This window comes from Cyanobium sp. BA5m-10 (assembly GCF_024346255.1).
Taxonomy (GTDB): domain Bacteria; phylum Cyanobacteriota; class Cyanobacteriia; order PCC-6307; family Cyanobiaceae; genus Cyanobium_A; species Cyanobium_A usitatum.
Map to the genome: position 1 here is coordinate 1 of NZ_JAGQCP010000066.1, position 10,882 is coordinate 10,882.

At 63.3% G+C, this 10,882-nt stretch carries 22 protein-coding genes; 4 read left to right on the forward strand and 18 right to left on the reverse strand.

Features of this window, described 5'->3' with window-relative positions:
* Nucleotides 1–146: 146 nt before the first annotated feature.
* Nucleotides 147–449, reverse strand: a complete 303-nt coding sequence (locus KBY85_RS14540) for a hypothetical protein (RefSeq protein ID WP_254962186.1) — start codon at nt 447–449, stop codon at nt 147–149.
* Nucleotides 450–534: 85 nt separating this feature from the next.
* On the opposite strand from KBY85_RS14540, the gene KBY85_RS14545 reads away from it, so the two are divergent.
* Nucleotides 535–699 (forward strand): hypothetical protein, encoded by a 165-nt coding sequence (locus KBY85_RS14545; protein ID WP_254962187.1) that lies wholly within the window; start codon nt 535–537, stop codon nt 697–699.
* Between the two features lie 152 nt (nt 700–851).
* Here KBY85_RS14545 and KBY85_RS14550 read toward each other — a convergent pair whose 3' ends face one another.
* From KBY85_RS14550 to KBY85_RS14565, 4 genes are all read right to left on the reverse strand, one after another.
* A complete protein-coding gene (locus KBY85_RS14550) occupies nt 852–1,451 on the reverse strand; it encodes a YdcF family protein (RefSeq protein ID WP_254962188.1) in 600 nt (199 codons plus the stop codon).
* A gap of 24 nt (nt 1,452–1,475) precedes the next feature.
* Nucleotides 1,476–1,730, reverse strand: a complete 255-nt coding sequence (locus KBY85_RS14555) for a hypothetical protein (RefSeq protein ID WP_254931721.1) — start codon at nt 1,728–1,730, stop codon at nt 1,476–1,478.
* A gap of 320 nt (nt 1,731–2,050) precedes the next feature.
* Nucleotides 2,051–2,503 (reverse strand): YdcF family protein, encoded by a 453-nt coding sequence (locus KBY85_RS14560; RefSeq protein WP_254962189.1) that lies wholly within the window; start codon nt 2,501–2,503, stop codon nt 2,051–2,053.
* Nucleotides 2,504–2,640: 137 nt separating this feature from the next.
* The gene (locus KBY85_RS14565; RefSeq protein ID WP_254962190.1) at nt 2,641–3,585 is read right to left on the reverse strand and encodes a DegT/DnrJ/EryC1/StrS aminotransferase family protein; all 945 of its coding nucleotides are present in this window, start codon (nt 3,583–3,585) and stop codon (nt 2,641–2,643) included.
* 122 nt (nt 3,586–3,707) lie between these two features.
* Here KBY85_RS14565 and KBY85_RS14570 point away from each other — a divergent pair, with 122 nt between their 5' ends.
* A complete protein-coding gene (locus KBY85_RS14570; RefSeq protein WP_254962191.1) occupies nt 3,708–4,169 on the forward strand; it encodes a helix-turn-helix domain-containing protein in 462 nt (153 codons plus the stop codon).
* Nucleotides 4,170–4,201: 32 nt separating this feature from the next.
* On the opposite strand, the gene KBY85_RS16005 is transcribed toward KBY85_RS14570, so the two are convergent.
* Nucleotides 4,202–4,357, reverse strand: a complete 156-nt coding sequence (locus KBY85_RS16005; RefSeq protein ID WP_254962202.1) for a hypothetical protein — start codon at nt 4,355–4,357, stop codon at nt 4,202–4,204.
* Between the two features lie 188 nt (nt 4,358–4,545).
* Nucleotides 4,546–4,881, reverse strand: a complete 336-nt coding sequence (locus KBY85_RS14585) for an NAD-dependent epimerase/dehydratase family protein (RefSeq protein WP_396121894.1) — start codon at nt 4,879–4,881, stop codon at nt 4,546–4,548.
* Nucleotides 4,882–4,944: 63 nt separating this feature from the next.
* Between KBY85_RS14585 and KBY85_RS14590 the strand changes: the two genes are divergently transcribed.
* On the forward strand, nt 4,945–5,199 hold the full coding sequence (locus KBY85_RS14590; RefSeq protein ID WP_254962192.1) for a type II toxin-antitoxin system Phd/YefM family antitoxin: 255 nt from the start codon (nt 4,945–4,947) through the stop codon (nt 5,197–5,199).
* A gap of 11 nt (nt 5,200–5,210) precedes the next feature.
* Nucleotides 5,211–5,600, forward strand: a complete 390-nt coding sequence (locus KBY85_RS14595; RefSeq protein WP_254962193.1) for a type II toxin-antitoxin system VapC family toxin — start codon at nt 5,211–5,213, stop codon at nt 5,598–5,600.
* A 104-nt stretch (nt 5,601–5,704) separates the two neighbouring features.
* Here KBY85_RS14595 and KBY85_RS16010 read toward each other — a convergent pair whose 3' ends face one another.
* The 11 genes from KBY85_RS16010 to KBY85_RS14645 all read right to left on the reverse strand — a co-directional run bounded on the left by KBY85_RS16010 (nt 5,705) and on the right by KBY85_RS14645 (nt 10,640).
* Nucleotides 5,705–6,634 (reverse strand): DUF2887 domain-containing protein, encoded by a 930-nt coding sequence (locus KBY85_RS16010; protein ID WP_254962194.1) that lies wholly within the window; start codon nt 6,632–6,634, stop codon nt 5,705–5,707.
* 189 nt (nt 6,635–6,823) lie between these two features.
* The gene (locus tag KBY85_RS14605) at nt 6,824–7,294 is read right to left on the reverse strand and encodes an RES family NAD+ phosphorylase (RefSeq protein ID WP_254962195.1); all 471 of its coding nucleotides are present in this window, start codon (nt 7,292–7,294) and stop codon (nt 6,824–6,826) included.
* Nucleotides 7,291–7,758 carry an antitoxin Xre/MbcA/ParS toxin-binding domain-containing protein gene (locus tag KBY85_RS14610; RefSeq protein WP_254962196.1) on the reverse strand — a complete coding sequence of 156 codons (468 nt, stop codon included), beginning with the start codon at nt 7,756–7,758 and terminating at the stop codon, nt 7,291–7,293. Before KBY85_RS14610 ends, KBY85_RS14605 begins: the two co-directional genes overlap by 4 nt.
* Nucleotides 7,759–8,017: 259 nt before the next feature.
* Nucleotides 8,018–8,284 carry a DUF4351 domain-containing protein gene (locus tag KBY85_RS14615; protein ID WP_254962197.1) on the reverse strand — a complete coding sequence of 89 codons (267 nt, stop codon included), beginning with the start codon at nt 8,282–8,284 and terminating at the stop codon, nt 8,018–8,020.
* Nucleotides 8,278–8,448 carry a hypothetical protein gene (locus KBY85_RS14620; RefSeq protein ID WP_254931965.1) on the reverse strand — a complete coding sequence of 57 codons (171 nt, stop codon included), beginning with the start codon at nt 8,446–8,448 and terminating at the stop codon, nt 8,278–8,280. Before KBY85_RS14620 ends, KBY85_RS14615 begins: the two co-directional genes overlap by 7 nt.
* Before the next feature lie 167 nt (nt 8,449–8,615).
* Nucleotides 8,616–8,828 carry a type II toxin-antitoxin system RelE/ParE family toxin gene (locus tag KBY85_RS14625; RefSeq protein ID WP_254929046.1) on the reverse strand — a complete coding sequence of 71 codons (213 nt, stop codon included), beginning with the start codon at nt 8,826–8,828 and terminating at the stop codon, nt 8,616–8,618.
* Nucleotides 8,829–8,847: 19 nt separating this feature from the next.
* Entirely contained in the window at nt 8,848–9,069 is a 222-nt protein-coding gene (locus KBY85_RS14630) for a ribbon-helix-helix protein, CopG family (RefSeq protein ID WP_106501115.1), read from the reverse strand.
* Nucleotides 9,070–9,239: 170 nt separating this feature from the next.
* Nucleotides 9,240–9,362, reverse strand: coding sequence for an antitoxin Xre/MbcA/ParS toxin-binding domain-containing protein (locus tag KBY85_RS16105; RefSeq protein WP_396121895.1), 123 nt, complete (start codon nt 9,360–9,362; stop codon nt 9,240–9,242).
* 203 nt (nt 9,363–9,565) lie between these two features.
* On the reverse strand, nt 9,566–9,982 hold the full coding sequence (locus KBY85_RS14635) for a PIN domain-containing protein (protein WP_254962198.1): 417 nt from the start codon (nt 9,980–9,982) through the stop codon (nt 9,566–9,568).
* A complete protein-coding gene (locus KBY85_RS14640; protein ID WP_254962199.1) occupies nt 9,979–10,260 on the reverse strand; it encodes a hypothetical protein in 282 nt (93 codons plus the stop codon). Before KBY85_RS14640 ends, KBY85_RS14635 begins: the two co-directional genes overlap by 4 nt.
* A gap of 20 nt (nt 10,261–10,280) precedes the next feature.
* Nucleotides 10,281–10,640, reverse strand: coding sequence for a hypothetical protein (locus KBY85_RS14645; RefSeq protein WP_254962201.1), 360 nt, complete (start codon nt 10,638–10,640; stop codon nt 10,281–10,283).
* Nucleotides 10,641–10,882 lie beyond the last annotated feature (242 nt).

Genomic DNA, 10,882 nt, shown 5'->3' on the forward strand with positions numbered 1-10,882 from the left:
CGTTGCTGGCGTCAACCGGAAGTGGTCTGGATCAATCCACCACCCCCGGAAATCGAACATCAACCAGCTACATTTGCCATGGCTGCCTGATCAGCAGCAGAGACGTCATCTTTCCTGGCAGTCACCGTACTCCTCCAGCAGCGAGATCACATCTCGGACTCGCCTGGCGTTGCGTTCGGAGGGGTCGAGCTGGTGTCGGAGCTGAACAAGATTGCACTGAGCTTGGCGTTGAGCTCGGCGAGCCGCTCGTTCTCGCTCTTCAGCTGCTTCATTCGCTGCTCGTGCTCGATCTTCCTCTGCTCGTGTGCGATCTTCCTCTGCTCGTCGTCTTTCCTCAGCTGCGCGTCCTCGTTCTCGAGCTGCCTCATCCGCTGCTCGTGCGCGATCTCTCTGCAATTGAACTCTATCTCTCTCAGCTCGTAGTCGACAACGGGTCGCCAATTGAGCAACTGCTTCGCAGAAGCCTGCGGCTACGCCAAGCAGCGGCGGAACCAGGACAATGAGGAGTAGTAGGCAGATTTATCGAAACAGCCTTTGCTGATTGAGGGCGACGGCGCCGATGAAGGGGATGTGGACATGGCTGTACGACGAGAAAAGAGTGATCAGCGCCAGCAGGCCGCCCAGGAGAAGGGTGATCCAACCCTGGATGTCGAACAAGAAAGCCCTACCCACGCCGAACACTCGCCGCTCAGCTCATAATACACCTGTACTGATCAACGGGAACACAGCGCGGGGCGCGGATCAATACTGCTTGCACTCGCAGCTGCAAGCGCATCCCGCCGGAACAAGGGCCTGGCCATCCGCAGCTGAAAACTCCCCAACCAGCAGAGCCCTCACGACCTACACCCCTACTACACCCCACAATCCGCCCGCTTGACGGCCAACGCATCATGCGCCAGCCAGGCGCAGGTGGACCCGGTGGCCCGCCAAAGGGTGAAGCGCAAGGCATCCCTAAGCAGCTTGCGGCGCTCGCTGGGGCTGGGGGTCGCCCAATCGGCCGGGCCAACGCGAATGCCCTGGCTGCCAAGGGCAATGCGGGCAAGGACTACGGCGCGGGCGGTGTGATCAGGATCGGTGGCAATCCACACCCGGGCAATGCGGGGCGAGGGCTGGTGGCGCAACCAGTGGGCGAGGGCGGTGATCTGGGTGGCGGTGTCGAAGCCCTGGAGCAGTTCGGGGGTGGGCTGGGGCGCGAGCGTACCTCTGGGGCAGCGGATTAGCAGGCGGTGGGGCGGCTGGGGCAGGGCGTGGCCGATGCGATCGGCTACGGCGAAGCGACCTGAGCCACCATCCAGCACCACCACCAGATCGCTACCAGGGCCAGACGTGGGAACCGGAGAACCAAGCGGAACAATCCAGGGCCAGGCCAGCCAAAACCCTGCAGCCGAAGATCCAAGCAACAGAGCACCCCAGATCTGGCGAGCGCGCAGCAGGCGCTCAGGCCGGCTCATCGGCGAGCTGGGCCAGTTCGGCGACTACAAGAGCGAGGAATCGTCGGTGGAGGACAGAGGGCTCGAGTTGGACAAGTGCTCCCGCTCGAAGTGCGCGAGCCTGGACTCGACTGCTGCGAGCCGCGCGTTCTCGTTCTTGAGCTGCTCGGTTTCTCTCTCGATCTGCTTCGTTCTCTGCTTGGAGGCGTTGATTTCGCTCTCGAACTGCTTCGTTCTCAGCCTGGAGGCGTTGATCTTCTGCTCGACGTCGGGATCCCGTCGCCAGTTGAGCGTCTGCAACCACAAGCGCCACTGAGGCAGCGATGCTCCAGACGCCCCATTGCTGCGGGAGCTGGAGGGCGGCGCCGGCGGGGAGGGCGATGTGGTCATAGGAGGTGAGGAGGGCGATCAGTGCAATCACAATGCCGGCGAGCACTTCGAGCCAGCCCTGGAGATCAAACCAGCCGCAACGGCGACGGGAAGCAGACGTTGCCTCTGAGTCTGGCGCAGTTTCTGAAACGGGGTCGACCTGCGCCACAGCCCGGCAACAACAACGCAACAATCATAGTACATATGTTCGCGTCAAGAGCTGGTTAACGCCACTCGCCGACATACACCCCCTACACCCCACAATCCGCCCGTTTGCGGGCAACAACCTGGGGAGCGAGCCAAGCGCCGGTGCTGCCAGTGGCGCGCCAGAGGGTGAGGCGCAGGGCATCCCGAAGCAGCTTGCGGTGCTCGCTGGGGCTGGGGGTAGGCAAATCAGCCGGGCCAACGCGAATGCCCTGGCTGCCAAGAGCAATGCGGGCAAGGACTACTGCGCGGGCGGTGTGATCGGGATCGGTGGCAATCCACACCCGGGCACTGCGGGGCGAAGGCTGGTGGCGCAACCAGTTGGCGAGGGCGGTGATTTGGGTGGCGGTGTCAAAGCCCTGGAGCAGTTCGGGGGTGGGCTGGGGTGGGAGCGCACCTCTAGGGCAGCGAATTAGCAGGTGGCGAGGCGGCTGGGGCAGCGATTGGCCGATGCGATCGGCTGCGGCGAAGCGACCTGAGCCACCATCCAGAACCACCACCAGATCGCTACCAGGGCCAGACGTGGGAACCGGGAAAACAAGCGGAACAAGCCAGGGCCAGGCCAGCCATAGCCCTGCAGCCGAAGTTCCAAGCAAAAGGACAACCAGCACTTGGCGACGCTTCTGGCCAAAAAGCACTACCGGCAAGCCCGCTGCACCACCGTTCGCACAGCCTCGGCATAGCCCGCCATCTGCTCAGTGGTGATGGTGGGATGCACGAGGAACATCAGGCTGGTATCGCCGAGCTCGCGGGCAACGGGCAGGCGCTCGGCTGGGGATAGGCCTGCATCCTGGAAGCACTTCTCCAGATAGATCTCGCTGCAGCTGCCGGAGAGGGCTGGATAACCAAGGGCAGCGATTTCGGAAAGGATGCGATCACGACTCCAGCCATCGGCGAGGGCATCAGGTTTCACGAAGGCATAGAACTTGTACCAAGCATGGGTGAGCCCCTCAGGAGGAAGAGGCACACGCACGGCGGACAGGTCATGCAAAGCCTCGGCCAGCTGCAGCGCGTTGCGGGTGCGAGCTGCAGTCCACTCCGGCAGGCGCTGGAGCTGGATGCGGCCGATGGCGCTCTGAAGTTCGGTGAGGCGGAAGTTGGAGCCGAAGCGCTCATGCAGCCAGCGAAAACCAGGCGGGTGCTCGCGGCCGAACACAGCCTGGTGGGTTTTGCCGTGGTCCTTGAAGGCCCACATGGCATCCCAGAGATCGTCGCGGGAGGTGGTGACCATGCCGCCTTCGCCGGCGGTGGTGAGGATCTTGTCTTGGCAGAAGCTCCAGGCGGCCACATCGCCAAAACTGCCCACGGATTGGCCATTGATCCGGGCACCATGGGCCTGGGCGCAGTCTTCGATCACGGCGATGCCGTGGGCGCGGGCCAGATCACAGATCGCGGACATGTCGGCCGGCCAGCCGCCCAGGTGCACCACCGAGATGGCCTTGGTGCGGGGGGTGATCAGGGGAGCAATGGTGGCTGCGGTGATGGCGCCGGAATCGGGATCCACATCAGCGAACACGGGCTTGGCTCCCAGCAGCACAGCGCTGGAGGCGGTGGCAATAAATGTGCGAGGGGTGGTGATCACTTCATCACCCTGCCCCCGGTTTCAGGAAAGTTGTCACCCCTCTGATCAGTACATCCGGGGGCTTGAGGACATGACTAATGCGTCGATACAGCGAGGCCGTCAAGGCTGATGTGAGGAGGCGGATGAGCCCGCCGCACAGGCAGAGCGTGGCCCGGATCTCAGAAGAGCTGGGCATTCACCTCGCCACCCTCTACAACTGGAGAAAGGCCTGGCGGTTGCAGGGAGAGGTGGTGCCGTCATCCGAGAAGGAACCAGAGGGCTGGAGCGCTGCTGACAAGTTCACGGTTGTACTGGAGAGCTCTGGCCTCAACGCCACCGAGCTCAGCGCCTACTGCCGCGAGCGGGGCCTGTTCCCGGAGCAGGTAAGCCGTTGGCGGCAGGCGGCCCAGGATGCCAACGCCAAGCCGGTGCTGACGATGGCCGAACAGAAGGAGCTTGAGAAGCTCCGCGCCCAGGACCAGCGGGAGATCAAAGCCCTCAGAAAGGAGTTGCAGCGCAAGGAGAAGGCCATGGCGGAAATGGCGGCTTTGCTGGTGCTGCAAAAAAAGTGGGATGCCTTCTGTTCGGAGGACGAGGAAGGCTGACCAGCGCCGTGCACCGGCGGAAGGTGATCGAGTTAATCGGCGAGGCCAATGCTGCGGGCGCCGGCCTGTTGAGGGCCTGCGGTGTGATCGGCATTTGCCTGCGCACCCTCAAACGCTGGCGGAAGGCCTTCCTGGGTGATGGGGACGGCGTGGATCGCCGTAAAGGCAGTGCTCGCCTGGTAGGTCACCGGCTGAGCGAGGAAGAGCGCCAGCGGATCCTGTTGACCTGCAACCAGCCGGAGTACGCCGCACTGCCGCCAGGGCAGATCGTGCCGGCACTGGTCGATCAGAAACTTTTTATTGGCTCAGAGAGCAGCTTCTATCGGGTGCTGCACCAGGCGGGTCAGTGCAACCGCCGGGGGAGGGCCAGGCTGCCTCAGGAACCGCGCTCGGTGCCGCGCCTGCGGGCGGATTGTCCCGTGTCAATCAGGTTGGTCTGGATCTTGAGGTTATCGAGCAGGAAATCAGCCGGGTAGCTGTTGTTGGCCTGGATGCCGCCCACCTTGGCCGCCGCCAGCACCACCACCGTGGGTTGGTGCTGCTCGAACCAGCGCTGCACGGCTGGGCCGTCTTCCAGATCCAGCTCGGCGCGGCTGGCCGTGAGCAGGTTGCTGTAGCTCGCCCCCTGCAGCGCCCGGCAGATGGCGCTGCCCGCCATGCCGCGATGGCCGGCCACGAAGATGGAGTCGTCGGGGGTGATCATGCAATCCATCAGCTGATGCCTCCTGCTTGGTCCACAAGTGGACTAAGTTGGTTTCCGATGGATCCGCACCCCATGGCTGAGCGTGTTGTGAATGTGCATGAGGCCAAAACCCACTTTTCTCGCTTAATCGATGCCGCCCACGCCGGCGAAACAATCCTTGTGGCCAAAGGAGGCAAGCCCTGGGCGCGCTTGGTGCCTCTCGACCAGCCTCGCCCGCGCCGCCAGGCCGGAGTCCTGGCTGGCAGCATCACGCTGCCAGCACCGGAGCTGCTGCTGGAACCTCTGCCGGAGGAGGAGCTTGCTGCCTTCGAGCAGCCTCTCTTCTGACCTTGCCCGTGATGACGCAGCTGTTGCTCGACACCCATGCTCTCCTGTGGTGGCTGGCTGAGCCGGGTCGTCTCTCCCCTGCCGTACACGCCGCCATCAGCGATCCCGCCAATGCGGTCTATGTGAGCGCCGCCTCCGGTTGGGAGATCGCCACCAAGGTGCGCCTGGGCAAGCTGCCAGCGGCCAGGGAATTGCTCGATGATCTGCCCGGGTTGCTTGCAGCCCAAGGGTTTCAGCTGTTGCCGATCACCCTGCAACAGGGCCTGCATGCTGGCAGCTACCCCATGCCCCACCGCGACCCCTTTGATCGTCTGCTGGCCGCCCAGGCTGAGCTGGCCAGGCTCACCCTGGTGACCGTGGATCCAGCGCTTCAGGCGTTCCCCTGCAGGCTTCTCTGGTAGCGCCATCAGCTCTTTTCTCCAGCGGCAGCCACGGCCGATGGATTGGTGGGCGGCGTTGGCGACGCTAAGTCCGGACTCTCAAAAACAACCTTAGAGGTGTTGCTTCAGCTGTTGGCGGCCAGCCAGGCGGATAGGTCGGCTGGGCACTGGAAGTCGAGCAGGGCGTCGGCCAATGATTCCAGCTGCTCCAGCGGCAGGGCCTGGATCTGGGCGGTAGTGGGCTCGCTGATGGGGCCGCAGCGGCGGTTGAGGAGGCGGAGGGTGACTGCCGCTTCGCCCTCCTGGCGCCCTTTGGCTTCGCCTTCCTGGCGGCCCTCCTGGCGGCCTTCCTGGCGGCCCTGCTGGCGTCCCTCGGCAAGCCAGTCCTGTACCGCCCTGGTATGGCGGATTTCTTCGCGGGGGATGCCGGCTATCACCATGATTTCTGCCTCGGTGAGCTGGGGAAAACGTTGCACCAGCATAGGCAGCACAACCGTTTCTAGATCAGGCCGACTGGCCAGGATCTGCTGACTGCTGGCTGCCAGCTCGCTCTCAGGCCTAACCGGCAGTGTGAGCAAGTTGAGCAGGGGGTCGAGATCTGGCTGCTGGCTCAGATGCTCCAGGCTGAGCCACACCACCTGCTGCAGGAACAGCTGCAGCGCCTGGGTGGGGCCGAGCTTGAGCCGGCCGTGGGGCGTAATCACCAGCACAGCCCAGTGCTCCACTTGGGGCTGCTGCTGCAGAAAGCGGTAGGTCTGTGCTGCCAGGCGGTGGTGGAAGCCTTGGTCGGGGTGCATTTGCACCTCCAGCAGCACCACGGGGAACTCGGGGCTGCCGGTTTCGGCGCAGCCAGTGCTTTGGCGCGGCCACAAAACACCATCGAGGCGGTGGCTGAGCTCTTTGATCTCGAGCGCCTCAAAGCGATAGAGCCGATCGCCGGGGGCGCCGGGGTCGAGGCCCAGCGGGTTGTCGGCGGCGGCTGAGCCGGGCAGGAGGGCGCGGATCAGATCGGGGGCGCTCTGGAAGACCCGGTAGTACCAGCGGTCGGTATTCACTGGCTGCGGGCGCTTGCTGGCGAAAAGGTAGCCGCGGCTTGAGGTTCGGGCTGCGACCCGTGAGGGGCTTTGTGGGTTCGGGGTCTCGTTGGCGGCAGGCGGCTGACTGGGTTATTCGGGCTGGTGTTTCTGGCGGCTCGTGGAGAAGCCCTTTTTGATCCACCTAAGGGCCAATTGCAAGCCCTATTTTTAGGCCAAGCGTTCATCCAGTTGGAACGGCTCCTGATGCACCAGCGCCACCTTCGGCATGGCCGGGTGCAGCGGATTGAGCAGCAGGTTGCGGGCCTGAGGCACCACCACCGAGGGCAGCAGAAGGCCCAGCTGCCCTCCGTCCCGCAGCCAGTCGCCACCAAACACGGCGCTGGCCTGGCCATGGGGGATCGCGTTCCAGCCTGCTGGCAGGGCTTCAGGTTCGGCTTCACTGATCAGGCCCGACCCAGCAGGCACCTCGTAGGCACTGAGCACCAACGGCGCGATCAACACACCATTGAGATGCACCAGCACCTCCAGAACGGTGATCTCGGGTGTCAGCCCCAAATACACAGCCCGCTGCCCTGATTGGTTCCAGCGCTGGCCATCGCGCGCCGCTCCCTGGCCGGTGAGATCGCCGGCGTATCGAGCCTTGCTAAGCCGCCAGGCCCGAATCACACCCTCGCTCACACCGGTGCGCCGTGCTCCAGCGCTTGGAGCAGACGCCGCACCTGTCCCGCTCCAATTGCGGTGCGGCAGTGCTGCAGTGGGCTGGCTTGATGCAGCAGCGGGTGGGGGGCCTTCAACCAGACCTCCGTGCTGGCTGGCTGCTCAAACACGCCATAAGCAAGGCTCAATACCTCCATCAGCCGGTCCAGCCTTTCGGAGGAAACAAGATCCAGCGCCGCCTGCTCGCGGCTGCGGCGGGCCATCGTGGCCTCCGAGAGGGCCAGCAATGGCTCAAGATCCGCCGCCTTGAGGTGCAGGTGCTGGCGCAGGGCCGCCAGCCAGCTGCTGCTCCAGCCCTGCTCAATCGCATCCAAGCGCTGCTGTTCATCCAGGGCGCCGAGCTCGGCAGCGCGCTGCCAGAACGATTGGCTCAGATCAGCCTCCTGAGACGTCTTGTGCGTTGTGGCAGGGATCACAGAAGCCATGAGCTAATCAGTCCAAGCAACGTCATTTGAAGCGATCCTAGCGTCAAATGGCGAGACCGCTTGTAGCGCCAGGTATCCGGCTGTTCCCGCATCGGTTCAGGCAACACGTTGGTGGCGAGCAGAACGGTCACGCCAGTACTCTCACCACCCTCGGGGCGGATTGGGGGGCAGGCCAGTGCCAGCCACAGATTTAGATCTGGCAGATCGGCTGTGACTCTGATGCGTCAAGCAGTTTGAACAGTCGAATCAAGGCCCCGCTTCAGCCGTTGGCGGCCAGCCAGGTGGCCAGGTCAGCCGGGCCCTGGAAGTCGAGCAGGGCATCGGCTAGGACTTCCAGCGGCTCCAGCGGTAGGGCCTGGATCTGGGTGGTGGTGGCGCCAGTAAGTGGGCCGCAGCGGCGGTTGAGGAGGCGGAGGGTCACCTTGGCTTCGCCGCGGGCTTCGCCTTCCTGGCGGCCTTCTGCCAGCAAATCCTGTATCGCCCTGGTATGGAGGATCTCTTCTCGGGGGAGGCCGGCTATCACCATGATTTGAGCGTGCTGCAAGAAACAGCCGTGGTGAGTTCAGGAAATTTTTGTACCGGCATAGGCAGTACAACTGTTTTTAAATCAGGGCGACTGGCCAGGATCTGCTGACTGCTAGCTGCCAGTTCGCTCTCGGGCCGCACCGGCAGGGTGAGCAGGTTGAGCAAGGGGGTCGAGATTGGGCTGCTGGCTCAGCTCTTTGATCTCGAGGGCTTCAAAGCCGCAAGGCTTCTGCGAGGCAGTAGCGGTAGAGCCGATCCCCGGGGGCGCTCTGGAAGACCCGGTAGTACCAGCGGTCGGTGTTCACTGGCTGCGTGCACTTGTTGGAGGCAGGTCAGCGATAGACCTCGCGTCGATGGCCGATGCGCACCACCAGGATCACCAGTTCGCTGCGCTGCCATTCATAGACAACGCGGTAGTTCCCTACACGCAACCGCCGCAGTCCTTCAAATTCACCCTTGAGGGCAGAGCCGGCGGCTGGGGTGTCGCAGAGCAGGTTGATGGCCTCAACCAGCCGCACCCGGTCAGCTTTCGGCAGCGCGGCCAACGCCTTTGCCGCAGAACGTTTAATCCGCAGCGAGCAGCGCATCTCGCACCTCAAGCCAGTCGAGAACAGGGTCGGCAGGGTCCTTCAGGGCTGCCACCCCACAGCGCAAATCCTCGATGTCGTCGAGGTAGTACTCGATTGCCTGACGAATGATGTCGGCTCGGCAGCGGTTGAGCTGCTGTGCCGCTGCATCAAGCTCAGCGCCGAGGGTGTCGGGAAGCCTGGCCGTGACCTGAACCATGGGAGTCACCGCGAAGTCGAGGAGATGTCAATGACATTAATGTAGGGCCACAGCCCAAGTTTTAGGCCTGGCCAAACAGGGCTTCAAGTTGGGCTTCACTGATCAGGATTGAGATGCACCAGCACCTCCAGAACGGTGATCTCGGGTGTCAGCCCCAAATACACAGCCCGCTACGCCAGTGCGCCGATTGCGGTGCGGCAGTGATGCAGTGGGCTGGCTTGATGCAGCAGCGGGTGGGGGGCCTTCAACCAGACCTCCGTGCTGGCTGGCTGCTCAAACACGCCATAAGCCATTTGATCGTTTCAGGCAACACGTTGGTGGCGAGCAGAACGTTCACGCCAGCACTCTCATCACCCTCGGTGCGGATTGAGGGGCAGGCCAGTGCCAGCCCCAGATTTAGATCTGGCAGATCGGCTATGACGCGAAGGCCCCGCTTCAGCCGTTGGCGGCCAGCCAGGCGGCCAGGTCGGCCGGACCCTCAAAGTCGAGCAGGGCATCAGGCGCAGGCAATCAAGCGCACCTGCAAAGCCTGGACGCGCTGAAATCCGGCATCACCCGTCATCATCACGGCATCAGGCCCCAGTTGCAGGCAGCAAGCTGCCTGCAGGGCATCGGGTGTACGCAGCCCATGGTTGGCGCGCAATTGGGTCGCCAGCTCCACCACAGAGGCGCTGAGCTCCACAACCAGCAGATCTGGCTGGGCAAACAACGCCTCAAAGCGATCCAAACAGGCTTGATCACCCCGCCGCAGTGGAGCCACACGACACTCCAGCAGGCTTAGGCGGCTCACAGCCAGTGGGAGATCAGGTGCCTCGACAGCAAGCTGATGGAGGGTTGCCTGGGTGGCTTCGGCCCATCGGGCCTCACCATCCACCAAATAGATCAGTGCGCTGGCATCCAGGAAGGCAATCACCAGTTGCGCTCAGTTGCCAGCTCAGCATCGATCTCAGCCTTACTGCGCGGGCTCGTGGATGGCGGCAGGGCCAGCAGCCACTGCAACGCCGAGGCTTCAGCCACAGGAGCTTGTGATGCCTGCAACTGCAGCTGGCGGTAGTGCTGCTCACTCAGCACCACAGCAGCCGATCGGTTGCGCTTCAACAAATGGACTGGTCCATGCTGCAGCGCCTGCTCAATCGCTGCAATCCCACGGCGCTTGAGCTCAGCTGAGGTGAGCGCGTTCTGCTGATCCATGGCACAGCGATCGCTGGAGCCTAAAGCTTAGTACCTAAAACAGTACTGGAGTGCCGAGGGCGTCGCAGTGGCACGTCGTAAGCAGGCCAATGGGCGTCCGATGACAACGCCATCAGACTCTCGACCTGGGCCTGGGCCTGGGTAATCAACAGGTGGCCGAAAGAATCGTGGTGCACCAGAGGGAGCTGGGCAGTTTGAATCACATGACCATCCAGCACAGGCAAAAGCAGCGCACCAGCAGCGAGGCTCTGGTGTCGAGCAGCAGGCGCATCAGCTGCCAAACAGCCGTGCAACCTGTTGATCCACAGCCTCACTGAAAGCGGCATCCACATGGGCTGGCACGAGAGCTGGCTCTTGGCATCGAGCATGTTGACCTGCACGATCAGCAACCCTCTGTTTAGCTAACTTAGCCAGAAATGAGGCCTAAGCGGCCTCGGCCAAGCGCTGCAGGTCCAATCCGCGAGCCGAATAGCCAGATGCCCTGAACCTGCGGCTGAGCGGCGTCCCATGGAGTGGTGTAACTCGGGGGGATCAGCCCCGGCGTAGCCGGGGCTGACGGCTCGCCTCCCTCAGACATCAGCTGTGGCAATGGGTGGGCCGGTCTGTGACCCTGTTCGGAGAA